This window comes from Micromonospora sp. NPDC003241, from assembly GCF_053589795.1.
On sequence record NZ_JBSFSO010000006.1, the window covers coordinates 77,036 to 103,479 of the forward strand.

The following is a 26,444-nucleotide window of genomic DNA, read 5'->3' on the forward strand; positions in this document are numbered from 1 at the left end:
CGACACCCCGACCGCCAGCACCGACCGCCGACAACCGACCGCCAGCACCCGACCGCCGACACCCCGACCGACAGCGCCCCCGGTTGACGGCGCCGACACTGCCCCGGACACCGGCAGCGCCCGACAGCGTCCACGACGCCGACAACCTCCAGGGACCGACAGCCCTCACCGTCAAAGCCCCGACATCGACAGCGCCGGGGGCCGACAGCGGACCCGAGCGACAACGCCGACGATGCCCGACACCGCAAGCACCCAGGACACCGACAGCACCCCGGACACCGACAGCACCCCGCACACCGCGAGCGCCGATAGTGCCCCGGGAGCCGGGCAGCGTCCCCGGGGGCGGCTTCCGCAAACCGACGCCACCGCTACGGAAGCCACCGACCGCGCGGCGAGACGACCACTCACGGTGAGCGAGGCGAGGGACCCTCACACCGGCCGTCGACACGTGGACGCAACGATCCACCACTAGCAAGACCTGAGACGCAACGATCAGTCGCGCTGCGCAAGGCTCGGCGGTGGATTATGCGGCTGGCGGGCGCATAACGTTGAGCAACGGCGCCAGCCCGTGGGCCGACGGTGGCCAGGGCGCGCCCGAGCCTGGGAGCAGGACAATGACGATGGACGCCACCAGCCAGCGCTTCCTGATGTGCCGGCCGACGTACTTCGCCGTCGATTATGCGATCAACCCGTGGATGGACCCGACCGCCCCGGTCGACACCGAGCGTGCCGTCCGGCAGTGGGAGCGGCTGCGGCAGGTGTACCGCGACCTGGGTCACGTCGTCGAGGAGATCACCCCGCTGCCGGGCCTGCCCGACATGGTCTTCGCCGCCAACGGGGGCACCGTGATCGGTGACCGGGCGATGGCCGTGCAGTTCCGCGACCCGCAGCGCGCCGACGAGGCGCCCGCGTACCGGTCCTGGTTCGAGGCCGCCGGGTTCTACGTGTACGACCCGAAGCACGTCAACGAGGGCGAGGGCGACGTCCTGCTCGCCGGGGACGTGTTGCTCGCCGGCACCGGCTTCCGGACCGCGCACGCCTCGCACACGCAGTTGCAGGAGGTGTTCGGCTACCCGGTGGTCACCATGCAGCTCGTCGACCCGCGCTTCTATCACCTGGACACCGCGCTCACCGTGCTCGACGAGCGGACCGTGGCGTACCTGCCGGAGGCGTTCTCCCCCGGCAGCCAGGCGGTGTTGCGCCGGCTGTTCCCGGACGCGGTGCACGCCAGCATGGCCGACGCCGAGGTGCTCGGCCTGAACGCGGTCAGCGACGGTCGGCACGTGGTGCTGCCGGAGCAGGCCACCGGCCTGGCCGCGAAGCTGCGGGACCGGGGCTATCAGACTATCGGTGTCGATCTGTCCGAGCTGCGTAAGGCCGGCGGTGGCCCGAAGTGCTGCACGTTGCGACTCGGAAAGGCAAGCCAGTGATCGAGGACATGCTGCGGACTCCGGCCGCGGTGCGGGACGCCGAGCGTCACACCGCGCACAACTACCACCCGCTGCCGGTGGTGATCTCCTCCGCCGAGGGCGCCTGGGTCACCGACGTGGACGGTCGGCGGTATCTCGACTGTCTCGCCGGCTACTCGGCGCTGAACTTCGGCCACCGGCACCCGACGCTGATCGCCGCCGCGCACGCCCAGCTCGACCGGTTGACGCTGACCAGCCGGGCGTTCGTGCACGACCAGTTCGCCGACTTCTGTCGGGAGCTCGCGGCGCTGTGCGGCAAGGATCTCGTGCTGCCGATGAACACCGGCGCCGAGGCGGTGGAGACCGGCATCAAGGTCGCCCGCAAGTGGGGCTACCAGGTCAAGGGCGTACCGGACGGGCAGGCCACCATCGTGGTCGCGGACGGCAACTTCCACGGCCGGACCACCACCATCGTCAGCTTCTCCACCGACGAGGACGCGCGGGCCGACTTCGGGCCGTACACGCCGGGCTTCCGGATCGTCCCCTACGGCGACCTGGCCGCGCTGGTCGAGGCGGTCGACGAGCACACCGTCGCGGTGCTGCTGGAGCCGATCCAGGGCGAGCAGGGCGTGGTGGTGCCGCCGGAGGGCTACCTGGCCGGCGTCCGGCGGCTCTGCGACGAGCGCAGCATGCTCTTCATCGCCGACGAGATCCAGTCCGGCCTGGGCCGCACCGGGGCCACCTTCGCCTGCGAGCAGGAGGGCGTGGTGCCGGACATGTACCTGCTGGGCAAGGCGCTCGGCGGCGGCATCGTGCCGGTCTCCGCGGTGGCCGCCGACGCGGCCGTGCTCGGGGTGCTCAAGCCCGGCCAGCACGGCTCCACGTTCGGCGGCAATCCGCTGGCCTGCGCGGTGGCCACCGAGGTGGTCAGGCTGCTCGCCACCGGGGAGTTCCAGCGGCGCTCGGCCGAGCTGGGCGAGCGTCTGCACGCCGGGCTGCGGGCACTGGTCGGCAAGGGCCTGGTCGCGGTACGCGGCCGGGGCCTGTGGGTCGGGCTGGACATCGATCCGGCGCTGATGAGCGGCCGGGAGGCGTGCGAGCGGCTGATGGAGCGCGGCGTGCTGGCCAAGGACACCCACGGCTCGACCATCCGCCTCGCCCCGCCGCTGGTGATCACCGAAGACGAGATCGACCACGCGGTGGCCCAGTTGGCGGCCGTACTGGCCGGCTGACACCCGCACGCCAGGTAACAGGCCGAGACCCGCACGACGCGGTGACCGGCCCGACGCGGTGGCGGCTGGACGGGGCGTACCCGTAGGGCGGGCGTCGGGACCACGGTCCCGGCGCCCGCCGTCGTCTGCGTCAGCGGGGCAGGCGTATCGCCATGGTCGGCGCCTCGGACATCACCGAGTCGGGGTTGTACGGCGCGCCTGACGGCAACTCGCTCGGCCGACCGATCTGCACACCCGGGTACAGCTCGACCATGTCCCCGCTCCCGAGGACGCGGGACTGCTGCGGCGCCAGCGGCAGGCGGTCCGACTCGGCCATCGAGCCGCCCGGCCGGATGCCGGAGCCGTTGGTGCTCACGTCGGTGGCGACGATGTCGCCGCCGCGCAGCTCCAGTCGCAGGTGGCTGCGGCTGATCCAGCGGCGGGCCTCGTCGTTGAGCCACTGGCCCAGCATGATCGCGTTGGCGCTCTCCGGGGCGCGGCCGATCGTCACCGGCTGTTCCTCGGTCAGCACGAAGCGACGCCGGATCAGGCCGCCGACGCGTACCGCGAGGACCTCGCTGCGTGGCCGGGGGCCGTCGTCGCGCAGCCGGGTGCCGTGCCGGGGACAGGTGGGTACGCCCCCGCGCAGCGACGGTGGCGGCTGGCCGGTCGGCGCGCGGTCGATCCGGGCCAGGTCGGCGAAGGCACCCCCGCCGCCGGCACCGCCGAAGAGGGTGCAGCCCGACTCGGAACAGCGCCACTGTCGGGCGAGCAACTGGACACCGGCCGGTGACGGCGGCCCGGTGAGCGGGACGTGGCCGCCACCGACATGGGCGATGAAGACCGGCCCACCGGCACCGGGCACCGGGGCGAGCGCCCGGCCGGGCTGATCGACCAGCCAGGGGAACCGCCCGCGCAGGCCGTCGAACCGGACCCGGCTGAGCACCGGCAGGCCGAGCAGGTCGGCCACCTCCAGCATCCGGTCACCCGGATTGTCCAGCACCTCGACCAGGCCGTCGTCGGCCCAGCGGCGGACCACCATCCGCTCGTTGGAGGTCAGGTCGGCGTCGGAGAGCACCCCCCGGTGCACCACCGCGTAGACCGGGACGGTGTCCTCCTCCAGGCTGCGCGCCAGCGCGTCGAAGACCATGCCGAGGCGCAGCGTGCTGGCCGGTCGGCCGCCGTCCAGGTCCTGGTAGCGGATGACCTCGGCGAGGTCGATCACCGCGCGGACGAGCTGCGGGTCGGTGCAGACCCGCCCCTCGATCGCGTCCAGGACCTTGCTGATCTCGAACCTCATCGGGCCGCCCCCACGATCTCGTCGATCCGCCGGGCCAGCTCGACGTCGCGCAGGGTGACGCCGCCGGCCGAATGGGTGACACAGCGGAACGTCAGCGTCCGCCACCGGATGTCGATATCCGGGTGATGGTCCAGCTCCTCCGCCACCACGGCGACCCGGTCGACGACCGTGACGGCGGCCGGGAAGCTGGCCAGCTCCACCGTGCGGGTGATCCCGGCGGGGTCTCCCGACCAGTCCGCCAGTCCACCCAGCTCGTTTCGCACCGCCTCGGCGGTGAGCACGTCAGCCATGGCAAGGACCCTACCCGTGCCGTCCGACGGCGGCGCGACCCGCGGCTGCGCCATCGATCAGCTCATCCGGCCCATGGCGTCGCGGAGGCGACCCAGGTCGCGACGGCGGCGTTCGTAGGTGGCCGCGAGACCGATCAGCGCCAACCCGGCGACCGCCAGGAAGACCCACCGGGGCAGCAGGTCCCAGCTCCGTCCCGCCTCGTGCAGGGCGAGCCGGGCGAGGGTCAACCCACCGAGCACCACCGGCGCCTGCCAGCGGCGGACCGCCCCGAGCAGCGTGACGGCCAGCGCGGCGACACCGAGCAGCAGACGGCGCCACGGCTGGTCGTCGGCGTTGGCCAGCAGGGCGGCCAGGCTGGGCAGCAGCAGGGCGACCAGGCCCGGGCCGAGGGCGAGCCAACTCCGCAACCCCGGGCGGGTACGCATCGCCACCGCACCGAACACGAGCGCCAGCACCGCGGCCGGCACCGTGTACGCCTCCACCACCGTCACCTCGCCGGAGCGCAGCAGCAGCCAGACGGCGAACAGTTCGCTGCCACCGGCCACGGCGGCGAAGACCCACCGTCGTCCGGTCGACTCGCCCCGGCGCAGCAGCCGCACCCCGACCGCGACTCCCCAGAGCACGCAGATCGTCGCGGCGTGCCGGCCGGCGCCGATGGTGAGCAGCACCGCGACCAGCGCCACCGCCTGCGCGGTGACGTCCAGCACCGACCGGACCGCCGACAGGGCGGCGGCCAGCGCGAGGACCAGCACCGCGACACCGAGCACCGCGAACCCCGCCACCCGCAGCGGCAGCCCGGCGGCCAGCGGGGCGGTGATCGCCAGGCCGGTCGCCGACGCGACCGCGACCAGCCAGCCGACCAGGCGCACCGCGACCGCCCGGGCGGCCATCCCGACCACCGTCGCCGCCACCACCAGCAGGCCGAGACCGGCAAGCGTGCCGGCCCGGACGGCCTGGAGGTTGAGCAGACCGGCACCGGTCAGCACCAGACCGACGGGCAGGCCGGCACCGAGGAGCGCGCCGGACCGGCCGCGCAGCGCGACGACCAGGAGCAGCGCCACACCGCCCAGCAGCGCCGTCGCCGGCACCAGCGGCCAGGGCGCGGCGGCGGCCACCAGCAGCACCTGCCCGGCGGCGGCCACGAACGGCAGCAGCACCGCGACCAGCCGGCCCCGACCGGCGCGGTCCGCCGGCCAGGTGGCCAGCGCCGCCGCCACGGCCAGCACGGTCAGCGCCACGCCGACCGGCAACGCGCCCGGGGCGGCCACCGTCGACGGCACGCCGGACCACGGCACGGGCGGCGGACCGTACGGGGTGACCAGCGCGACCACCGTCACCGGGATCGCCGCCAGCACCGCCACCACGGCCAGTCCCACCCCGGCCACCAACGCCGGAATCGGTGGGCGGGAGCGGACCACGGAGACCGCGAGCAGCAGCGCCGCGACCGCCGCGTACACCGTCAGCCGCTCGTCGGCCGGGACCGTCAGCGGCGCGAGGCCGGTCAGCACGGCCGCCACGGCGAGGCCCGCCGAGGCGTACGGGTGCAGGTCCGGCCAGAGTCGACGGACGAGAAGCAGCACGACCACCGGCAGCACGAGGGCGGCCAGGGCCGCCCGCGCCTGCCACCACGGCGACGCGCCGGCACCGATCAGCGCGATCGCCGCGCCGGCCGGCACCACCAGCACCGCCAGGGCGGCACCGACCCCGCCGACGACCCGCTGCACCACACCACCGCGCCGGCCCAGAACGGCCGCACCGACGCCGACGAGCACGATCACCGCGCAGGCCGCGCCCGCTCCGGCCGGTCCGGCCAGCCCCACCAGCAGACCGTGCCCGAGCAGCGCGACACCGGTCAGTGCCGCAGCGGCCGACACCGGGCCACGCACCGCCGGACGGGCCACCGCGGCGAGCACCAGCGCCGCCCCCACCGGCAGGTCCAGGAGGACCAGCGCCGGCCACGGCGCGGCCCAGGCGAGTGGTACGGCCAGCGCGACCAGGCCGACGCCGACCGCCGCGACCGCCGGACGGGCCTCCCGGGGCAGCAGCCACCCCACCGCCACCGCGACCAGGGCGACCGCCACGGCGAGCTGCCAGCCCCCGTCGAAGGTCTCTCCCGACGCGGCCCCCCGCCACGTCGGCACCGACCTGCCCACCGCGATCACGGCCATCACCAGGGTCGTCAGCGTGACCAGCAACCCGACCCCGCCGACCACCAGCATCGTGCCCGCCCGAGGGCCGGGCCGCCAGGACACCGGCAGCAGCCGCACCGCACCGACCAGCGCCACCGCGACCAGACCCGCCGCCAGCAGCCACACCGACGGTTGCACGTCGGCGGCGGGCCGGAGCACCGCGGCGGCCAGCGCCGGCACCAGGAACGCGCCGGCCAGCGCCCGCGCGGTCGGCCCGCCGACCAGCAGCGCCGCCCCGAGCAGGGTGAGCGCCACCAGCAGCATCGGCCCGCCGGCCAGCACCGTGCTGCCGCCGGCCTCGCCGACCAGCAGCGACGCCAGGGCACACCCGGCGGCGAGCAGCAGCGCCACGGCGTACCCGATCCAGGCCGCCATCTCACCGGCGAACCGCAGCCCCGGAGTCGTCGTGGCCCCCTCGCCCGCGACGACCATCCGACGCCGCAGTGCGACGATCATGGCCAGGTCCATCAGGGCCACCCCGACGCAGGCCACCGCCCACCCGGCCGGTCCCGGCCGGGCCTCGGCGGCCAGCAGCGGCACCACCGGCTGCGCGGTGAGCAGCGCCGCGAACCACGGCACGGTCAGCCGGCTGGCCAGGGCGTACCCGGCGGCCACCCCGGTCGCGACCAGCGCGACCAGTCCCGCGTACCGGCTGCTCGGCCAACCGGTGACACCGAACAGGTCCACCGTCCAGGCGGCGTACCCGTCGAGCACCACCAGCAGCAGGCCGACGGCGGCGAACGTCTCGGCGGTGCTGTACAGCCGACGCCAGCGGGCGACGAACGGCACGGTGAGCATCAGCGCGGTGATCGCCAGCAGGATCAACGCCCGGCCGGGCACCCCGACCGACGCCCAGGCGACGGCGGTGAACACCGTCGCCGCAGTGCCGAGCAGCAGGCCACCGAGGATGAAGAGCAGGTTCTGCACCGTCTTGGTGGAGGTCTCCGCCCCGCCCGGCCCGGTGGCGTTCGCGGCCGGTAGCGCCGAAACCGGCGTCCACCCGGCCCCGGGCACCTGTCCACCAGGCACCTGTCCCGGCGGGATCGGGCCGCTGGGGACCGCGCCAGCAGGGATCGGGCCGCCGGGGACCGCGCCGCTGGGGATCGGAGCCCGGGGTGCGATCCACGGAGCCGACGCGGTCGGGGCCGCCGCACCGACCGGCACGCTCGGCCGACCCGCCACCGGACCCGCCGGGAACTCGGCGCGTACGGCGGCGGCCAGTTCGGCGCGACGCCGACGGACCGCCGACAGTCGGCCGGTCAACCCCTCGAACGCCTGACGGGCCCGTTGCACCTCGCCGCCGAGTACGACGATCTCCCGGTCGAGCCGGATCACCTCGGCGGCGGCGGCGTGCGGCGGGCGACCGCAACCGGTGCAGCCGGAGCGGAGAGTCGCCGGTGCGCCGCAGGCCGGGCAGGGGTAGCCGTTGTCCACGAGGTCATCCTTTACGGGCGACCCCTACCTGCACCAGAGTGCGCGTACTCAGGCGCGGGTGTGCTCGAACACCCAGGTCGCGTACGCCGGGTCGCCGCAGTCCACCCGGCTGACCAGGATCTCCGGCACCTCGTACGGATGGCTGGTGCGGATCTGCTCCACCAGCGCCTCGACCCGGTCCGGCGCGGTCTTGAACTGCACCGACCACTCGGTGCTCGTCTCCACCCCGGAACGCCACCAGTAGGTGCTCTCCACCTGGCCGCCCACCTGGGCACAGGCCGCCAGTCGACCGGCCACTGCGGCGGCGGCCAGCAGATCGGCGACCGACCGCGCGTCCACCACCGTCGTCACCACGCTGATCTGGTCCATCCCGGAACCCTACGCGGCGTCGTCGCGATTGGCCGCGATCCACTCGTCTATCCGACTCCACCAGTCGTACAGCCAGTCGATGCGTTCCTGCCGGCCGGCCGGGATCTCCTCCGGCGGCACCGACCAGAACCGCATCACCAGTCGCTTGTCCATCGGCAGCTCGCGCCAGACGTCGGCGACGGTGAGCATCCGGTCCAGCCCGGTGTGCGCCACGAAGATCACTCCGGCGTCCGGGGCCGCGTCCAGCGCCGCCAGCAGTCCGCCGGGCTGCGGGGCGAGCACGTGCCGCATCGCCTCGGCCTTGGCCGCCATCCGCTCGTGGCCACGGTCCCGCAGCCGGGCGATGGCCCGCAGTCGCCGCTTCGGGGTGAAGTTGCCGCCCTCGGGAAAGATCACGAAGGCGTCGTCGTCGTCCAGGTCGACGGCGAGGTGCCCGATCTGCTCGGTGAGCGAGCCCCGGCCCTCGCGCCCGGGCGCGATGAACCGGCTCGGCAGCCGGTTGAGCAGCACGTCGATCGCCGGGTCCCACTGGAGGGTGTCCTTGAGCACGATGCGCGGCTCCCGCTGGAACCAGTTCACCAGCGCGTGGATCAGGATGAACGAGTCACCCGGACCGGCGTGCCGGCAGACCACCAGCTCGGGGCGGCCGGGCAGCGCGGTGTCCGGGTCGGTGCCGACCACGTCGATGGTCAGCCGCAGCGTCCAGTTCGCCTGCCAGAACAGCACCCGCAGGAACCAGCCCGCCAGCACGTAGTGGGCGCGCTGGAAGGCCGGTGAGCCGACCCGCCAGCCGAAACCGGAGGCCACCCAGAGCCCGAAGAGGCAGAGCAGCGCCGCCGCGTCCCAGACGAGGTAGCAGAAGCCGATCCAGAGCACCCGCAGCGGACGCAGCCGCCCCGGCACGAAGGGGGACACGGCCAGAGCCAGCAGGGCCCACACCGGCACGGTGGTCACCAGCAGGAACACCAGCAACACCACGCCCGGCGCCAGCAGCAGGCGGCGGACCCACCGGTGCGGTAGCGGCATCAACGCTCCAGATTCGCCAGGTAGTGCCGGGAGGCCGAGTAGGCGCGGCTGATCCGCCGCCCCACCGCCGCCATGTCCCGGTACGCCCACGGGGTGTCGTCGCGCGGTTCCAGTCCACCGGTCGGCAGCACGTGCACCTCCACCCCGTCGGGCAGGGCGGCCATCTCCCGGGCGAACCGGTGCCGACGGGCGATCTCGAAGGCCACCTGGGCGATCTCCCAGGGCCGCCGGGGTGGTGCCAGTGCCCGTTCGATCCGTCCCACCTGGAGGACGAAGATGCGGCCCGCGCCGGCCACCACCGCCTCGCCGATCGGGATCGAGTTGACGATGCCCCCGTCGACGTAGTGCTGGTCGCCGATCCGGGCCGGCGGCAGCAGCCCCGGCACCGACGCGGAGGCGAGGACGGCGGGCACCACCGCCCCGCTGACGAACCAGTGCTCGGCGGCCCGCTCGATGTTGGCGGCGCAGCAGCGGAACGGGACCTGGAGGTCGGCGAAGGTGGTCTCCGCACCCAGCTCGCTCTCCAGCAGCTTGCGCAGTGGCCGGGGCGAGTGCAGGTGGGTACGCGCCGCGAAGCGCCGCAGTTGCCGGGCCACCGAGTCGCCGTACACCTCGCTGGCCTCGGGGGACGCCCAGAGGCGTACCAGTCGGTCGGTCACCGCCTCGGTCGGGTCGGCGGCCACGAGTGCGCCGTTGACCGCCCCGATGGAGGTGCCGAGGACCATGTCCGGACGGATCCCGGCGCGGAACAGGGCACGCAGCATGCCCACCTCGACCGCGCCGAGGACGCCACCGCCCCCGAGCACGAACGCCACCGGTCCCCGAGCCATGCCGTTCATCCTGGCACGTCCGTGCCGTACCCCGTTCACCCCGGCACGGCCGGCACCCCCGCTACGCACCGTGTCCGATCCGGTACGGGCAGCCCGATCGACCGTTGACAGGGCGGCAACATTCGCGCAACCTGATACCGCTCCCACCTATGAGGGCAGGTGCGATCCGTGAAGCCAGCACTGCAGCCCGGCCGGTTGCTGGCCACCCGTTACCGGCTGATCGACCAGATCGGTGCCGGTGGCATGTCGGTGATCTGGCGGTCCCACGACGAGGTGCTCGACCGCGTGGTCGCGCTCAAGGTGCTCGCCCCGTCACTGGCGGCGGACGCCCGGTTCCGCGACATGGTGCGCGAGGAGGCCCGGGCCGCCGCCGCGCTGGTGCACCCGCACGTGACGTCGGTGCACGACTACGGCGAGACCGTGTCGCCGGACGGCTCCATCACGTCGTTCGTGGTGATGGAGCTGCTCACCGGCGAGGAGCTGGAGTTCCGGCTCACCGAGGGGCCGCTGCCGTGGCCCGAGGCGGTGGAGATCGGCGCGCAGGTCGCCGACGCGCTCGCCGCCGCGCACCGGCTCGGCATCGTGCACCGGGACGTCACCACCGCCAACGTGATGATGACGCACGTCGGCGCGAAGGTGCTGGACTTCGGCATCGCCACCCGCATCGGCGCACCCGACGAGGACGAGGACGGCGCCACCTTCGGCACCCCGGCCTACGTGGCCCCGGAACGACTCGACGGCGCGCCGACCCAACCCGCCACCGACGTCTACTCGCTCGGAGTGCTGCTCCACGAGATGCTGACCGGTCGGGTGCCGTACCCGGCGGACACCTGGGACGAGCTCAGCCTCGCGCTGGCCGAGGGGGCACCGCCCACCCTGGACGGTGTGCCGGGGCTGCCCCCGATGGTGGCCCAGGTCTGCCTGCGCTGTCTGTCCCGCGAACCGGCCGACCGGCCCACCGCCCGCCAGGTGGCCACCGTGCTGCGCGACCAGATGCTCCCGGCCGACCCACAGGCCACCACCATGCTCGCCCCCACCGTCACGCTTCCCGCGCTGACGTCGACCCGCGCCACCGCCGCCGTCGGTCCGGCCCACCACACCATCGCCGGGCCGGTCGTTCCCGGCACCGGCGGAGCGGCCGGGGCCCCGACGACGGCCACGGCGACCGGGGAACACGCACCGGGCGGCCACCAGCCGGGAACGCGGTCCCCCGGCGACGACGCCCCGACCGAACGACGGCTGCTGCGACCGGCGGTCCTGGTGCCGGCAGCGATCCTGGTGCTCGGCGCGGCGCTGCTGGTCCCGGCGCTGCTGCCGGAGGGCGACGAGCCGCCCGCCGCGCTGCCCACCGCACAGCCGAGCGCGTCGGCCGGGCCGACCGTGCCGGACGACACCCCCAGCGAGCAACCACCCGTGGCACCGCCGATCACCTCGGCCGCACCGCCCCCGACCAGCGCCGCGCCCACCCGACCGAGCCGGCCGGACACCCTGGTCGAGGCCGCGAACCGGCTCGACCGGGTGATCGGCGCCGGTCTCGCCGACGGCGGCATCCGCGACGACGTCGCCCTCGACCTGCGCAACGAGCTGCGCAACCTCACCCGGGCCGTGACCGAGGGCAACGGCGAACTGGGGCCCGAGGTGGCCCGGCTCCGCGAGAAGGTCGTCACCCGGCTCCGCGAGGAGGGACTGAGCCCGGCGTACGCCCGGCAACTCGACGCGGCGATCACCGCGCTCGGTGCCGCGCAGGTCTAGAGCGTGCGGGTCCAGGCCGTGCGGGACTAGGCCGTGCGGGACTAGGCCGGGGTGACCCGAGCCGGCTCGCGTATCGCGGTACGCGGCGTGGCCGCCGCCAGGAACCGGCGGTACACCTCCTCGTAGCCGGCTGCCATCCGCTCCACCGAGAAGGTTCCGGCCACGTGCGCCACGCAGTCCGCCGGGTCCAGCCGAGGCGCCTCGCGCAGCGCCGCCGGCAACTCCTCCGGACGCTCGCAGATCAACCCGGTCACCCCGGGCCGGACCAGTTCCGGCACCGCGCCCCGGCGCAACGCCACCACCGGCGTCCCGGTGGCCATCGCCTCCAGCATCACGATGCCGAAGGGCTCCTCCCACTGGATCGGCATGATCAGGCAGGACGCCTCGACCAGCAGCCGCAACGCGGCCTCCCGGTCGGCGTCACGCACCACCGTGACGTCCGGGCCGAGCAGCGGCCGGACCACCTCGTCGAAGTAGCGCTGCTCGGCCGGCTCGCTGCACTTACCGGCCAGCACCAGTGGCAGGCCGGCCTCCCGGCAGGCGCGGATGGCCAGGTCCGGTCCCTTGTCCGGGCTGAACCGGGCGAGCCACAGCACCGGCCCGTCACCGGGTGCGCTCTTGCGCGGGAACCCGCCGACCTCCATCGCGTTGTGCACCGTGCCGACCCAGGGCAGTCGCGGGTTCAGTCGCCGCTGGGCGTGGGAGATGGCGACCAGGCCGACGCCCTGGTCGGTGTCGCTGAGCACGGTGCCGTACTCGCCCACCGGGTTGCCGTGCACGGTCGCCACGGTGGGCACCGCGCGGCGACCGGCGACCAGCGGACCGATCGTGGTGTGGTCGTGCACGACGTCGAAGTCCACCGCGCTGACCAGATGGTTCACCCGGGCCAGGTGGGCCAGTTCGGGCAGCGACTCGCCGAGCCGGTCGTACTGCAACTCGTCGAGGGTGGCGAGGAAGTCGCCCGCGGTGCCGTTCTCCGCGCCCGCGCCCATCAGGGTCACCGCATGTCCCCGGTCGACCAGGGCGTCCACCAGGCCCGCCACCACCTGCTCCAACCCGCCGTACCCGGGCGGAGGCACGGACAGCCAGGGTGGCACCACCATCGCGATCCGTAGTCGGCGTTCCCAGGGAACCTTGTCGGCCACGAGCCCTCCCCGTCCGTCTCCGCTGTCTCCGGTCCCCGGTACGGCGGGCGGGGATCGAAGCGGTTTCCCGGTGCCGCCGCCGGCAAACGGGACACCACATCGCGGCTCAGCCGCCCACGAGCAGTTCGTCGCGTACCACCGACACGCCCTCGGTCGACCAGGCCATCCGTTCCGCCTGATCGCGTTCCCACCAGGACCGCACCACCCCGGTCAGGGTCACCGTGTCGCCGCTGACCCGCACGGTCACCCGTTCCGTGCCGATACCGCGCAGCAGGGCACGTTGCACGTCGCGGCGTACCCGGTCGGAGTCGGGCGGGGTGGCCGCCCGCACCTCGACCAGGTTGGTCAGCCCGCGTACGCCCCGCAGCCGGCGCAACTCCCGCTCGGCGGTACGCCGTTGCCACCCGAACTCCACCTCGCCGCGCAGCATCAGCCAACCGGCGGCGACGGTGACGTCCAGCCGTTCGGCCGGTACGAAGCTGTTCCACTCCAACGCCCGGGCGGCCGCGATCGCCAGTTCGCCGTCGGTGATCCCGTCCGGCCCGGCGGGGTGCACCTCGATCTCGTCGGCGACGGCGCGTACGCCGCGTACCCGTCGGGCCGCGCCGACCGCCGCCCACCGGTGGGCCGCGCCGTCCACCGCACCGGTCAGCGTCACCACCCCGTCGTGCACGGTCACCCCGAGGTCGGTGCCGCGTACCCGTGGGTCCCAGTCGAGTTCGTCGAGTACGTCCCGTTGGACCCGGTCGTCGGTCCGGGCCGCCGCTGCCGTCGTCATGGCTCCCCCATCCGCCTGACCTGCTCCCGCATCGCCGAGACTGCCCGCGCACCGGGTGAGCAGGGGTCACCCGGTGCGGGTGAACCGTCCCGAGCCGCGAAAGAGGGGCGGCGGGTGCCGCGACCAACCCCCTTGGCCGCGCCACCCGCCGCCCCGGAGGGAGGAAGCAGGTTCTTGCGTCAGGACGCCTCGGCGAGCGTCACGGTTGCCGTCGCCTCGGTGCCGTTCCGTACGTAGGTCACCTCGACCTGGTCACCGACCTTGCCGGCCTGCACGGCCGCGACCAGGTCGGTGGAGTCGTTGATCGGCTTGTCGCCGAACCGGATGATCACGTCGCCCTGTTGCAGACCGGCGCGCTCGGCGGCCCCGCCCGGCAGCAGGGAACCGACCATCGCGCCGCCGTCGGGCGAAGCGTTCACGCTCACCCCGAGCGACGGGTGGCTGATCTTCTCGCCGCGTCGCAGCTTGTCCGTGACGTCCTTGGCCTTGTTGCTGGGGATCGCGAAGCCCACGCCGATGTTGCCGCTGGAGCCCTGCCCGGCGGTGGCGATGGCGGTGTTGATGCCGATCACCTCGCCCCGGGTGTTGACCAGCGCGCCGCCGGAGTTACCGGGGTTGATCGGGGCATCGGTCTGCAACAGCCCGGAGATCGAGCTGGCCGACTGGCCGGGCTGGCCGCTGCCGGCCTGGATGGTGCGGTCCCGGGCGCTGAGGATGCCGGCCGTCACCGAGCCCTGGAGGCCGAGCGGGCTGCCCAGCGCGAGCACCGTGTCGCCGACCTGCATGGCGTCGCTGTCGCCGAACTTGGCGGCCTGGAGGTCGGTGACCCCGTTCGCCTTCAGCACCGCCAGGTCGGTCTTGGGGTCGGTGCCGACGATCTCGGCCCGCGCCGTGGTGCCGTTGGCGAAGATCACCCGTACGTTGTCGCCCCCGTTGGCGATCACGTGGTTGTTGGTCAGGACGAACCCGTCGGCGCTGAGCACCACGCCGGAACCCTCACCGCTGCCGGTGCTGATCGACACCACGCTGTCCTGCACGGACGCGGCGATCCGCGGCAGGTCGGCGCCGTCGATCACCGGCGCGGCGGAGAAGGTACGGGTCACGCCCCCGCCGCCGTTGAGCGCCAGCGCGAGCGTCCCGCCGGCCACCCCGCTGCCGAGCATCAACGCGAACACCGCCACACCGGCACCGATGAACTTGGCGACCCGGCCCGGCTTGGATCCCCGGGGCGGGGTCGGTCCCCACGGCGCGGGCTGGCCCGGGTAGCCGCCGGGCGTTCCCGGCTGACCCGGCTGACCCGGGTACCCGGAGGAGCCGCTCTGGGTGCCGCCGCTCCAGCTCGACTGGTTCGGATACCAGGACCCGCCGGAGTATCCGGCACCGGACTGGCCGTAGCCGGGCTGGCTGCCGTACCCGGACTGGCCGGGTTGGCTGCCGTAACCCGACTGGCCGGGCTGCCCTGCCTGGCCGCCGTAGCCCGACTGGCTGCCGTAGCCGGACTGCCCGCCGTATCCGGACTGACTGCCGTATCCGGACTGCGCGGCGTAGCCGGACGGGGTGCCGTAGCCGGGCTGGGCGGAGACCGGCTGGCCGGGCTGGTGCGGTTGCCCGCTCGACGGCGACCAGGTGGGTCGACCGGAGGCCGGCGGAGCCGAGCCGGCGGTGGGCAGGCCGGTCATCGTGGGCTCGTTGTCCTGTCCACCGGTGCCCGGCGCGTCGACCGCCCGGACCGGGACGGTCGGCGCCTCGGCGGTCCGGTCGGCACCGCCGCCGGACGCCGGGAGGGAGGGGGAGTCGGTCCGCGCGTACTCGGCGCGGGACAGCTCGGGATGCGACGGCTCGGCGTCGGTCGGTGCCGGCCGGCGCGGGTCGGACTCGTACTCGCTCATGCCTCTACCTTTACCCATCGCACTGCGATCCGCCTTAGCCGGGCCTGAGCGTTCGCTGAAAATCATTCATTGTCGATGTCCGTGGCGGGGGCCAGCGGCAGCCGGACCCGGAAGGTGGCGCCCCCGCCCGGCGTGTCGGTCACCTCCACGCTGCCCTGGTGCACCGACACCAGGGCCGCGACGATGGCCAGCCCGAGACCGGTGCCGGTGTACGTGCCGGTTCGCCGGGTCCGCGAGGCGTCCGCTCGGTAGAAGCGCTCGAAGACCCGTTCCGCCTGCTCGCCGGTGAGCCCCGGCCCGGTGTCGGCGACCTCGATCACCGCCAGGTCGCCCGGCTCGGCACGCAGCCGCAGCGTCACCGACGCCTCCGGCGGGGTGTGCCGCACCGCGTTCGTCATCAGGTTGCCGATCACCTGCCGCAGCCGGGCGTCGTCGCCGCGCACCACGAGCGGCCCGGAACCCGGCTCGATCTCCAGCTCGATCCGTCGGTCCGGTGCGGTCGCCCGGGCTGCCTCCAACGCGTCCGTGGCCAGCACCGGCAGCTCCACCGGGGCGAGCGACAACGGCCGCTCCTGGTCCAGCCGGGCCAGCAGCAGCAGGTCCTCCACCAGCAGGCCCATCCGGGACGCCTCGTCCTCGATCCGGCGCAGCAGGTCCGAGGTCTGCTCGGGAGCGCGGGCCGCACCCTGCCGGTACAGCTCGGCGAAGCCCCGGATCGTGGTCAACGGGGTCCGCAGCTCGTGCGAGGCGTCCGCGACGAATTGCCGCATCCGCTCCTCCGACCGGCGGGACCGCGCCTCGGAGGCACGGGCCGCCTCCGCCGCCTCCCGCGCGGCGGACTCGGCGGAACGGGCCGCGAACTCGGACGCCGCGCGGGCGGTGAAGGCCATCTCGATCTGGCTCAGCATCGCGTTCAACGCGCGGGACAGACGACCCAGCTCCGAGGTGGGACAGGGTTGCCCGTGTTCGGGGTCGGGCACCCGGCGGCTGAGGTCGCCACCGGCGATCGCGGCGGCGGTACGTTCGATCTCCATCAGCGGTTTGAGGCTGGTCCGCACGATGGCCGCGCCGATCGAGGCGAGCAGGATCAGCACCGCGCCACCGACCAGCAGGTCGATCAGGATCAGCCGCTTGACCGCCATCTCGACGTCGGTGAGGTGCTGCCCGATCACCGCCCACTGCCCGTTCGGCAGCTCGGTGTAGAGCATCCGCCAACGCACCTCGCTGCCTCGGGCACGGGTGGTGAACGGCTCTCCGGCCAGCCGCTCGAACCCGGCGGCGTCGTTGGGCCAGGCCGGTACGTCGGCGGAGTCGAACCGCCGGGTGTCGAACCCGACCCCCTCCACGAGGCCGGTGTTGCGGTTGGTGAAGACCACCAGGTAGTCGGTCGGGATGCCGACCGTGCCCTGCTGCGCGATGACGGCGGTCTCGATGGTGAGGGCGGCACCTCGCAGCTCGGCGTCCACCTGGTCCACCAGATAGCTGCGGAGGAAGATCGTGGTCAGCGAGGCGATCACCAGTAGCGCGGCGGCGACCAGCGCGAGTACGGCCGCGACGAGCTTGACCCGCAGCGATACCGAGCGGAGTCGGGTCTTGCCTTGCTGTACCGGGTTCACGCCGCCGGCTTGCGGAGCACGTACCCGACCCCCCGCAGGGTGTGGATGAGCCGGGGCTCGGTGGTGTCGACCTTGCGCCGCAGGTAGGAGATGTAGGACTCGACGATGTTGTCGTCGCCCCGGAAGTCGTAGTTCCAGACGTGGTCGAGGATCTGCGCCTTGGACAGCACCCGGTTGGCGTTGAGCATCAGGTAGCGCAGGAGCTTGAACTCGGTCGGCGAGAGCTGGACCCGCTGACCGGCCCGATACACCTCGTGGGTCTCCTCGTCCAGCTCCAGGTCGGCGAAGGTGAGGCGGGCGGGCGCCTGCTCGCCGGTGCTGGTGCGGCGCAGCACCGCCCGGATCCGGGCGGTCAACTCCTCCAGGCTGAACGGCTTGGTGACGTAGTCGTCGCCGCCGAGGGTCAGTCCCCGGATCTTGTCGTCGGTGGCGTCCCGGGCGGTGAGGAAGACCACCGGCGTACGGGTGCCGCCCTCGCGCATCATCCGGATCACCTCGAAGCCGTCCAGGTCCGGCAGCATCACGTCGAGCACCACGAGGTCGGGCCGGTGGTCCCGGGCCGCGCTGAGCGCCGCGCTGCCGCTGGTGGCGGTGGCCACGTCGAAACCCGCGAACCGCAGGCTCGCGGAGAGCAGTTCGAGGATGTTGGGATCGTCCTCGACGACGAGTAGTCGGGCCTCGGTCTGGGTAGCCGCCATGCCGCCCATCATCCGTGCAGTCGCTGCGCCCATGCTGGGCGGTCACTGAAAAAACCCTGTGAGCAGGCGGCTCAGGCGGCCAGCGGCAACTCGGGTCCGGGCGTGCCGGTGGGCGGCGGCCCGACCACGTGCCGCGGTGGCGTCCGGACCGGCCGCACCGGCACCGGCGCGGCGGACGGCGCAGCCGCCGACGACGGTACGAGATGCACCGCCGATTCGGCGACCCGCGCGAGCGCCCGACGGTCGGCGGACGGGGTCGGATAGAGCGGCGCGGCGATCTCCACGGTGACGGTCAGCTCCCGCAGGGCGAGCACCCGGCACATCGACCGCAGCAGACTCTCCTCGCCGAGGAAGGCCGGCGCCGTGGTGGGCGTACCGGTGGCACCGAGCCGGTAACCGATCCGCAGCGGCACCACGGGTGCCCCGGCGTCGATGGCGGCCTGGAACATCGCCGGCCGGAAGCCGGTGCGGGGGCGACAGTCCGCACCCGTACCGCACCAGGTGGTGCCCTCCGGGAAGACCGCGACGGAGCGACCCGCCCGCAGCGTCGCCGCCACCCGGTCCACGGTGGCCGGTAGGCGGCGCGGGCGGGTGCGGTCCACGAAGACCGTGCCCGCCGCGCGGGCCAGCAGGCCCACCAGCGGCCAGCGGCCGACCTCACGCTTGGCCACCAGCCGGGCCGGCGCGACCGCCAGCAGCGCCGGGACGTCCCACCAGGAGACGTGGTTGGCGACCAGCAGGACCCTCCGCCGGGGCAACCGCCCGCGCACCCGCAGGCGTACCCCGCAGGCCCGCGCCGTGGCCCGTGCCCAGACGCGGGTCAACGCCGACCACTCGCGGGCGGGCAGCAGCGGCAGCAGCACGGCCACCCCGACACCGAGCCCGAGCATGCCGAGCAGGGCGGCGGCCCGGAGCAGCCGTCGGGCCACCGGGACGGTGGCAGTCTCGGCGGCGCGGGGCAGGCAGTCCGGGCCGCAGGCGGAACCGGGCCGCCACAGCGGGTGGGCGAGCGCGGTCACGGTCGACCACCGAGGAAGTGCCGCAGGTAGCGGGGGTTCATCCGGTTCAGGTCGAGCAGCACGTAGTAGTCGGCCACCCCGAAGTCCGGGTCGTACGCCGGCTCACCGCAGACCCAGGCGCCGAGCCTCAGGTATCCGCGCAGCAGCGGCGGGATCAGCCCGGCCGTGCCCTCCACCGGCGTGCGCGGCACGCCCGGCTCGGCGAACCAGGGCCGCAGCGGGCGGACCCGCAGCGGCGGCGGCGCCAGGTGGCGGGACTGGACCTGGGCCCACACCGCGGCGGCGGCCAGGCCACCGTCGGCCACCGGCACCGAGGCACAGCCGCCGAGCCAGCGCAGGCCGCGCAGGTGCAGGTAGCGGGCGATGCCCGCCCACATCAGGTTGATCACCGCGCCGGTGCGGTGGTCCGGGTGTACGCAGGACCGACCCGCCTCGACCAGGTGCCCGTCCAGCGGGTCGAGCGGGGCCAGGTCGAACTCCCCCGCCGCGTAGCGACGGTCCGTCCGGCCCGGCGGCAGGAGACGGTACGTGCCGACCACCGCCCCGGTGTGCTCCTGGCGCACCAGCAGGTGGTCGCAGTACGGGTCGAGGGCGTCGGCGTCCAGGCCGGACGCGTCCGGCGCGACGGTCGCGCCCAGCTCACCGGCGAACACCTCGTGACGCAGGCGTTGCGCGGCCTCGACCTGGCGGGGTCCGTCGGCGATCGAGAGGGTGTAGCCGCTGGTCGTCAGAGGTACGTCCGCGGCGGGCAGAACAGCCATGCCCTCTGTGTAGCCCCCGCCGGGTTGCCGGCTCCGGTGGCGACCGGTGTCGATCCGGTGAACGGCGGTGGGCGACCGGTGACCGACCCGCCGCCCGGTCCGGCCCGGGAATCGTGCGAGGCTGCCGGGGTGTGTGCCCGGCGACGGGGCCGGGTGCGGCGGGAGGAGTCCGATGATCATCGAGGCGCGCTACAACGGGCCGCCCGGCTCCGGCAACGGCGGGTGGAGTGCCGGCGTCTTCGCCTCGGCGCACGGCGGGTCCGGTCCGGTGGAGGTGACTCTGCGTCGACCGCCGCCGCTGGACACGCCGCTGACGTTGACCGAGGGCCGGGTGCACGACCCGGCCGGCGAGGTGGTCGCGCAGCTCCGTCCCGCCGAGCCGTTCGACGTCGTGGCGTCGGCGGTGGACCCGGCCACCGCCCGGTCCGCCTCGACGGCGTACCCGGGTCTGGTCGACCACCCGTTCCCCGGCTGTTTCGTCTGCGGCCCGGAGCGCGCCGACGGCCTGCGGATCTTCCCCGGGCCGCTGCCGGGCGGCCGGACGGCCGCGCCGTGGCGGGTGCCGGAGCAGGTGGGCGTGGCCACGGTCTGGGCCGCGCTGGACTGCCCGGGCGGATGGACGGTGCTCGGCGCGGACCGGCCGTATCTGCTCGGGCGGATCGCCGCGCGGGTCGAGGCGCTGCCCGAGCCGGGCACCGAGTGCGTGGTGACCGGTGTGGTGATCGTCACCGAAGGCCGCAAGGCGCTGGTGCACACCGGCCTGTACACCGCAGACGGTGATCTGCTGGCCCATGCCCGCGCCACCTGGATCGCGGTGTAGGACGACCGTCGATCGGGTCGTACCTGGGGATGAGGAAGCTCATGCCTGGGACGGATCACGATCTCCGGAACGCGCCCGATTGATTTGCTTGACCACTACCGTCACGCTGTGCAACGGCGCACCCCGGCGCCACGGGAGGAGAATGATGTCCGACGGGCAGTCACGCCCCACCAACGACGCGCAGATCGTGGTCTCCGGCCTGACCAAGCAGTATCGCAACGTGCTGGCGGTCAACAATCTGTCGTTCACGATCGAGCCGGGCCGGGTCACCGGCTTCCTCGGTCCGAACGGCGCCGGCAAGACCACCACACTGCGGATGCTGCTGAACCTGGTCACCCCGAGTGCCGGCACCGCCACCATCGGTGGCCGCCGGTATCCGGACCTGGTCGACCCGCTGCGGCACGTCGGCGCGGTGCTGGAGGCGTCCAGCGCGCACAAGGGGCGTACCGGAATCAACCACCTGCGAGTGATCTGCGCGGCGGCCGGGTTGCCCCGGCAGCGGGCCGACGAGGCGCTCGCCATGGTCGGCCTGAGCCCGGCGGCGAAGCGCAAGTTCAAGGGTTACTCGCTGGGCATGAAGCAGCGTCTCGGCATCGCCGCGGCGATGCTCGGCGACCCCCGGGTGCTCATCCTCGACGAGCCGGCCAACGGTCTGGACCCGGAGGGCATCCGGTGGATGCGCGGGTTCCTCAAGGGCCTGGCCGCCGAGGGACGCACCGTGCTGGTCTCCAGCCACCTGCTGTCGGAGATGCAGTTGCTCGCCGACGACGTGGTGATCATCGCGGCCGGGCAGCTCGTCCGGCAGGGACCGGTCGAGCAGGTGATCGGGTCGATGGAGCAGGGCGCCCGGGTCCGGGTCCGCACCCCGCAGGCGGACGCGCTGACCACGGCGCTGGCCGGCGGTCCGGCCACCGTGCAGACCGACGAGCAGGGCACGCTGCTGATCGCCGGGGTGGACGCCCCGACGGTGGGCCGCGCGGCGCTGGCCGCCGGGGTGGAGCTGCACGAGCTGAGCACCGAACGACCCGACCTGGAACGCGTGTTCCTGGAGCTGACGGCCGGAAAGGCGGGCATCCGATGAGCAACCTCGTCCGCGCCGAACTGCTCAAGATCCGCACCACCAGCACCTGGTGGTGGCTGGCCATCGCGGCCTTCCTGTCGATCGCCATGGCCTTCCCGTTCAACGCCTGGCTGGCCAACGAGACGCTCAGCGGAGGCGGCGAGGAGTTCGGTGTCACCGGCGACGCCGCCGCCGCTCCGGCCCAGGCGGCGAACATCTACACCTCGGGCCAGTACCTCGGCCTGATGTTCGTGATGCTGATCGGCATCCTGATGGTCACCAACGAGTTCTTTCACCAGACGGCGACCACCACCTTCCTGGCCACCCCGCGACGGACCGCGGTGATCGTCAGCAAGCTCATCGCGGCCAGCCTGCTGGGCTTCGCGTTCTGGCTGGTGACCACGGTGATCGACCTCGGCGCCGGAGCGCTGTTCCTGACGCTCAACGACCACGGCACGATGCTCGGCGAGTGGGAGGTCCAGCGAGCCCTGCTGCTCAACCTGATGGCGTACGCCATCTGGACCGTGCTGGGCGTGGGTATCGGCACGCTGATCACCAACCAGCTCGGCGCGGTGATCACCGCGTCGGTGCTTTACCTAATTGGTACACAAGTTGTCGGTCTGCTGTTCCTCCTGCTGTCCAACTGGCTGGACAGCATGGCCGTCATCAAGTGGCAGGTGATCTGGCCGGCGGCGGCCTCCCAGATCATGATCACCCCAGGTGAGAACGAGATGCTGCCCGCCTGGTGGGTCGGCGCGCTGGTGCTGATCGGCTACGCCGTGGTCAGCTGCGTGGTCGGCATCCTGATTACTCGGCGTCGCGACATCTCCTGATCTCGTAGGCACCGCAGCGACCGGGCCGGGCCCGGTCCGACCGGCTCGTCGCCGATCGGACCGGGCCCGTGTCATAGCAGCTAGCAGGGCGACACGCTGGGCTTACAGAACTTCTGGCATCTTCTGTGAATCGGACCACGGGACGGAGGTGGAAATGCCTCAGCGATCAGTACGGCGTAGCCTTGAACCCGTCCTGTGTGCGCTCGTCCTGGCGCGGACGGACACCGCGTGACACACCAAACCCGCGTGAAAGAGGCGATTACCGGCCGTGTCGACCCAGCAGACTTCGCAGGAGAACCCACTGGCGGGTTTCGGCCCGAATGAGTGGATCGTCGAGGAGATGTACCAGCGCTACCTCGCCGATCCCAGCAGCGTCGACCCGGCCTGGCACGACTTCTTCGCCGACTACCGGCCCGGCCCCGGCAAGGGCCGCTCCGCCGACGGTGACGGCCCGGCGACCACCACCGAGTCCGCCCCGAAGACCCCGGCCAAGGCCGAGCCGAGCGCCAAGGCCGCCCCCGCGACCAAGGCCGAGCCGGCTCCGGCCAAGTCCACGGCTCCGGCGAAGGCCAAGCCGGCCGCCAAGTCCGAACCGGCCAAGGCGACCGCGACGAAGTCCGCCCCGCCGAAGTCCGCCCCGACCGCCACCGGGCCGCAGACCACGCCGCTGCGCGGCGTCGCCGCCCGGATCGTGCAGAACATGGACGCCTCGCTGGCCGTGCCGACCGCGACCAGCGTGCGCGCGGTCCCGGCCAAGCTGCTGGTGGACAACCGCATCGTGATCAACAACCACCTCGCCCGGGGGCGTGGTGGCAAGGTCAGCTTCACCCACCTGGTCGGCTACGCGCTGGTGCGGGCGATGGTCGCGCACCCGGAGATGAACAACTCCTTCGCCGAGGTCGACGGCAAGCCGGCGATGGTCCGCCCCGAGCACGTCAACCTGGGCATCGCCATCGACCTGGCCAAGCCCGACGGCAGCCGGACCCTGGTGGTGCCGTCCATCAAGGGCTGCGAGAAGATGGACTTCCGGCAGTTCTGGCAGGCGTACGAGGACGTCGTCCGGCGTGCCCGCCGCAACGAACTGACCATGGACGACTACTCCGGCACCACCATCTCGCTGACCAACCCCGGCGGCATCGGCACCGTGCACTCGATGCCGCGTCTGATGCAGGGCCAGAGCGCGATCATCGGCGTCGGCGCGATGGAGTACCCGGCGCCGTACCAGGGCATGAGCGAGGCCACCCTGGCCGAGCTGGCGGTCAGCAAGGTCATCACGCTGACCAGCACCTACGACCACCGGATCATCCAGGGCGCGCAGTCCGGCGAGTTCCTCAAGGTCATGCACGAGCTGCTGCTCGGCGAGCACGGCTACTACGACCAGATCTTCACCTCGCTGCGCATCCCGTACGAGCCGGTGCGCTGGATGCGCGACGTCGCGGTCGACAGCGAGGGGCAGATCAACAAGACCGCGCGGGTGCACGAGCTGATCCACTCCTACCGGGTCCGGGGCCACCTGATGGCCGACACCGACCCGCTGGAGTTCAAGATCCGCAAGCACCCCGACCTGGACGTCCTCCAGCACGGGCTGACCCTGTGGGACCTGGACCGCACCTTCCCGGTGAACGGCTTCAACGGTCGGCAGCGGATGCGGCTGCGGGAGATCCTCGGGGTGCTGCGCGACTCGTACTGCCGCCGGGTCGGCATCGAGTACATGCACATCCAGGACCCGGCCGAGCGCCGCTGGATCCAGGAGCGGGTCGAGCGCAAGTACGAGAAGCCGCCGGCCGACGAGCAGAAGCACGTGCTGAACCGACTCAACGCGGCCGAGGCGTTCGAGACGTTCCTGCAGACCAAGTACGTCGGCCAGAAGCGCTTCTCGCTGGAGGGCGGCGAGTCGCTGATCCCGCTGCTCGGCGAGGTGCTGGAGGCGTCCGCCGAGAACGACCTGGACGAGGTCGTGATCGGCATGGCCCACCGGGGCCGCCTCAACGTGCTGGCCAACATCGTCGGCAAGCCGTACGAGAAGATCTTCTCGGAGTTCGAGGGGCACCTCGACCCGCGCTCCACCCAGGGTTCCGGTGACGTGAAATACCACCTGGGCCAGAACGGCAAGTTCACCACCCCGGCCGGCGACCACTCGGTCAAGGTCTCGGTGGTGGCGAACCCGTCGCACCTGGAGGCGGTCGACCCGGTGCTGGAGGGCATCGTCCGCGCCAAGCAGGACCGCATCGACCTCAAGCTGGAGGGCTACACCGTGCTGCCGCTGGCGGTGCACGGCGACGCCGCCTTCGCCGGTCAGGGTGTGGTGGCCGAGACGCTCAACCTCTCCCAGCTACGCGGCTACCGCACCGGCGGGACGGTGCACGTGGTGGTCAACAACCAGGTCGGCTTCACCACCGCCCCGGAGTACTCCCGGTCCAGCCTCTACAGCACCGACGTGGCCCGGATGATCCAGGCGCCGATCTTCCACGTCAACGGTGACGACCCCGAGGCCGTGGTCCGGGTCGCCCGGCTGGCCTTCGAATACCGGCAGACGTTCAACAAGGACGTCGTGATCGACCTGGTCTGCTACCGGCGACGGGGGCACAACGAGGGCGACGACCCCTCGATGTCCAACCCCCAGATGTACAAGATCATCGACTCGAAGCGCTCGGTCCGCAAGCTCTACACCGAGGAGCTGATCGGGCGGGGTGACATCACCGTGGAGGACGCCGAGGAGCTGCTGCGCGACTACCAGGCGCAGTTGGAGCGGGTCTTCAAGGCCACCCGCGACGCGGCCAGCGCCCCACGTCAGGTCAGCCGCCCGGCCCGGCAGGACGAGCCGGAGCCGGAGGTCGAGACCGCGACCGACGCGTCGGTGGTCAAGGCCATCGGCGAGGCGCACGTCAACCTGCCGGACGGCTTCACGCCGCACAAGCGGATCCAGCAGTTGCTCGACCGGCGGTCGCGGATGTCCGTCGAGGGCAACATCGACTGGGGCTTCGGCGAGATCATCGCCTTCGGGGCACTGTTGCACGACGGGGTCACCGTCCGGCTCGCCGGACAGGACTCCCGACGCGGCACCTTCGTGCAGCGGCACGCCTCGATCGTCGACGCCGAGACCGGCGACGACTACCTGCCGTTGAAGTCGCTGACCGGCGACGGCGAGCGGTCCCGCCTCTTCGTGCACGACTCGCTGCTCTCCGAGTACGCCGCGATGGGCTTCGAGTACGGCTACTCGGTGGAGAACCTCAACGCGCTGGTCTGCTGGGAGGCCCAGTTCGGCGACTTCGTCAACGGCGCCCAGTCGGTGATCGACGAGTTCATCTCGTCCGGCGAGGTGAAGTGGGGCCAGCGCTCCGCGGTCACCCTGCTGCTGCCGCACGGCCACGAGGGACAGGGCCCGGACCACACCTCCGGCCGTCCCGAGCGGTTCCTCCAGCTCTGCGCCGAGGACAACATGCGGGTGGCCATCCCGACCACCCCGGCGAACTACTTCCACCTGCTGCGTCGCCAGGCCCTCTCGCCGAAGCGCAAGCCGCTGGTGGTGTTCACGCCGAAGTCCCTGCTGCGGCACAAGCTCTGCGTCTCCTCGGTCGAGGACTTCACCACCGGCACCTTCGCACCGGTCCTGGCCGACCAGGCGGCACCCGCCGCCGACCAGGTCAAGCGGGTGCTGCTCTGCTCGGGCAAGGTCTACTACGACCTGTTCCAGGCCCGGCAGGAGCGCGGCGTCACCGACACCGCGCTGATCCGGCTGGAGCAGCTCTACCCGATGCCGGTGGAGGAGATCCGGGCCGCGCTCGCCCAGTACCCGAACGCGGAGGACTTCGCCTGGGTGCAGGAGGAGCCGGCCAACCAGGGCTCCTGGTCGTTCGTCGCGCTCAACCTGCTGGAGCACCTCGACGGGGTCCGCCTGCGTCGCATCTCCCGCCCGGCCGCCGCCGCCCCGGCCGTCGGCTCGGCGAAGATGCACGAGGTGGAGCAGAACGCGCTCATCGAGGCGGCGCTGCCCCGCCCCTGACCGCACCGACC

Annotated in this window: 20 protein-coding genes; 7 read left to right on the forward strand and 13 right to left on the reverse strand. The window is 73.0% G+C overall.

Annotated features, from left to right (window positions below; all coding sequences use genetic code 11):
* Positions 1 to 620: 620 nt before the first annotated feature.
* Both ddaH and rocD read left to right on the forward strand, forming a co-directional pair.
* Complete coding sequence (gene ddaH, locus ACWDVW_RS07120; protein WP_449945895.1) at positions 621 to 1,430, forward strand: dimethylargininase; 810 nt, start codon at positions 621 to 623, stop codon at positions 1,428 to 1,430.
* The gene (gene rocD, locus ACWDVW_RS07125) at positions 1,427 to 2,641 is read left to right on the forward strand and encodes an ornithine--oxo-acid transaminase (protein WP_449945697.1); all 1,215 of its coding nucleotides are present in this window, start codon (positions 1,427 to 1,429) and stop codon (positions 2,639 to 2,641) included. Before ddaH ends, rocD begins: the two co-directional genes overlap by 4 nt.
* A 130-nt stretch (positions 2,642 to 2,771) precedes the next feature.
* Here the strand turns inward: rocD and ACWDVW_RS07130 are convergent, their stop codons facing one another.
* From ACWDVW_RS07130 to ACWDVW_RS07155, 6 genes are read right to left on the reverse strand one after another with little or no spacing between them, the layout of a single operon-like run.
* Complete coding sequence (locus ACWDVW_RS07130) at positions 2,772 to 3,920, reverse strand: FHA domain-containing protein (protein ID WP_449945699.1); 1,149 nt, start codon at positions 3,918 to 3,920, stop codon at positions 2,772 to 2,774.
* A complete protein-coding gene (locus tag ACWDVW_RS07135; protein ID WP_176095131.1) occupies positions 3,917 to 4,210 on the reverse strand; it encodes a 4a-hydroxytetrahydrobiopterin dehydratase in 294 nt (97 codons plus the stop codon). The genes ACWDVW_RS07130 and ACWDVW_RS07135 overlap by 4 nt, the downstream gene beginning before the upstream one ends.
* A gap of 57 nt (positions 4,211 to 4,267) precedes the next feature.
* Entirely contained in the window at positions 4,268 to 7,834 is a 3,567-nt protein-coding gene (locus ACWDVW_RS07140) for an SCO7613 C-terminal domain-containing membrane protein (protein ID WP_449945701.1), read from the reverse strand.
* 48 nt (positions 7,835 to 7,882) lie between these two features.
* Positions 7,883 to 8,203 carry a divalent-cation tolerance protein CutA gene (gene cutA, locus ACWDVW_RS07145; RefSeq protein ID WP_449945702.1) on the reverse strand — a complete coding sequence of 107 codons (321 nt, stop codon included), beginning with the start codon at positions 8,201 to 8,203 and terminating at the stop codon, positions 7,883 to 7,885.
* Between the two features lie 9 nt (positions 8,204 to 8,212).
* Positions 8,213 to 9,229, reverse strand: coding sequence for a 1-acyl-sn-glycerol-3-phosphate acyltransferase (locus ACWDVW_RS07150; protein ID WP_350692525.1), 1,017 nt, complete (start codon positions 9,227 to 9,229; stop codon positions 8,213 to 8,215).
* Entirely contained in the window at positions 9,229 to 10,059 is an 831-nt protein-coding gene (locus ACWDVW_RS07155; RefSeq protein ID WP_131057051.1) for a patatin-like phospholipase family protein, read from the reverse strand. The genes ACWDVW_RS07150 and ACWDVW_RS07155 overlap by 1 nt, the downstream gene beginning before the upstream one ends.
* A 168-nt stretch (positions 10,060 to 10,227) precedes the next feature.
* On the opposite strand from ACWDVW_RS07155, the gene ACWDVW_RS07160 reads away from it, so the two are divergent.
* Complete coding sequence (locus ACWDVW_RS07160) at positions 10,228 to 11,811, forward strand: protein kinase domain-containing protein (RefSeq protein WP_449945705.1); 1,584 nt, start codon at positions 10,228 to 10,230, stop codon at positions 11,809 to 11,811.
* A 41-nt stretch (positions 11,812 to 11,852) separates the two neighbouring features.
* Here ACWDVW_RS07160 and ACWDVW_RS07165 read toward each other — a convergent pair whose 3' ends face one another.
* The 7 genes from ACWDVW_RS07165 to ACWDVW_RS07195 all read right to left on the reverse strand — a co-directional run bounded on the left by ACWDVW_RS07165 (position 11,853) and on the right by ACWDVW_RS07195 (position 19,717).
* Positions 11,853 to 12,914: a glycosyltransferase family 4 protein gene (locus ACWDVW_RS07165; protein ID WP_449945897.1), complete on the reverse strand. Its 1,062-nt coding sequence runs from the start codon at positions 12,912 to 12,914 to the stop codon at positions 11,853 to 11,855.
* A gap of 148 nt (positions 12,915 to 13,062) precedes the next feature.
* Complete coding sequence (locus ACWDVW_RS07170; RefSeq protein WP_449945707.1) at positions 13,063 to 13,734, reverse strand: BON domain-containing protein; 672 nt, start codon at positions 13,732 to 13,734, stop codon at positions 13,063 to 13,065.
* Positions 13,735 to 13,913: 179 nt separating this feature from the next.
* Complete coding sequence (locus ACWDVW_RS07175) at positions 13,914 to 15,623, reverse strand: trypsin-like peptidase domain-containing protein (protein WP_449945709.1); 1,710 nt, start codon at positions 15,621 to 15,623, stop codon at positions 13,914 to 13,916.
* 62 nt (positions 15,624 to 15,685) lie between these two features.
* Entirely contained in the window at positions 15,686 to 17,239 is a 1,554-nt protein-coding gene (locus ACWDVW_RS07180; protein WP_449945711.1) for an ATP-binding protein, read from the reverse strand.
* On the reverse strand, positions 17,236 to 17,937 hold the full coding sequence (locus tag ACWDVW_RS07185; protein ID WP_137780828.1) for a response regulator transcription factor: 702 nt from the start codon (positions 17,935 to 17,937) through the stop codon (positions 17,236 to 17,238). Before ACWDVW_RS07185 ends, ACWDVW_RS07180 begins: the two co-directional genes overlap by 4 nt.
* A 71-nt stretch (positions 17,938 to 18,008) precedes the next feature.
* On the reverse strand, positions 18,009 to 18,956 hold the full coding sequence (locus tag ACWDVW_RS07190; protein ID WP_449945714.1) for a lysophospholipid acyltransferase family protein: 948 nt from the start codon (positions 18,954 to 18,956) through the stop codon (positions 18,009 to 18,011).
* Positions 18,953 to 19,717 carry a GNAT family N-acetyltransferase gene (locus ACWDVW_RS07195; protein WP_449945716.1) on the reverse strand — a complete coding sequence of 255 codons (765 nt, stop codon included), beginning with the start codon at positions 19,715 to 19,717 and terminating at the stop codon, positions 18,953 to 18,955. Before ACWDVW_RS07195 ends, ACWDVW_RS07190 begins: the two co-directional genes overlap by 4 nt.
* Positions 19,718 to 19,889: 172 nt before the next feature.
* Here ACWDVW_RS07195 and ACWDVW_RS07200 point away from each other — a divergent pair, with 172 nt between their 5' ends.
* The 4 genes from ACWDVW_RS07200 to ACWDVW_RS07215 all read left to right on the forward strand — a co-directional run bounded on the left by ACWDVW_RS07200 (position 19,890) and on the right by ACWDVW_RS07215 (position 26,433).
* The gene (locus ACWDVW_RS07200) at positions 19,890 to 20,537 is read left to right on the forward strand and encodes a hypothetical protein (RefSeq protein ID WP_449945718.1); all 648 of its coding nucleotides are present in this window, start codon (positions 19,890 to 19,892) and stop codon (positions 20,535 to 20,537) included.
* Positions 20,538 to 20,682: 145 nt separating this feature from the next.
* The gene (locus ACWDVW_RS07205; RefSeq protein ID WP_449945720.1) at positions 20,683 to 21,618 is read left to right on the forward strand and encodes an ABC transporter ATP-binding protein; all 936 of its coding nucleotides are present in this window, start codon (positions 20,683 to 20,685) and stop codon (positions 21,616 to 21,618) included.
* Positions 21,615 to 22,430 (forward strand): ABC transporter permease, encoded by an 816-nt coding sequence (locus tag ACWDVW_RS07210; protein ID WP_449945721.1) that lies wholly within the window; start codon positions 21,615 to 21,617, stop codon positions 22,428 to 22,430. Before ACWDVW_RS07205 ends, ACWDVW_RS07210 begins: the two co-directional genes overlap by 4 nt.
* Before the next feature lie 268 nt (positions 22,431 to 22,698).
* Positions 22,699 to 26,433 (forward strand): multifunctional oxoglutarate decarboxylase/oxoglutarate dehydrogenase thiamine pyrophosphate-binding subunit/dihydrolipoyllysine-residue succinyltransferase subunit, encoded by a 3,735-nt coding sequence (locus ACWDVW_RS07215; RefSeq protein ID WP_449945723.1) that lies wholly within the window; start codon positions 22,699 to 22,701, stop codon positions 26,431 to 26,433.
* Positions 26,434 to 26,444 lie beyond the last annotated feature (11 nt).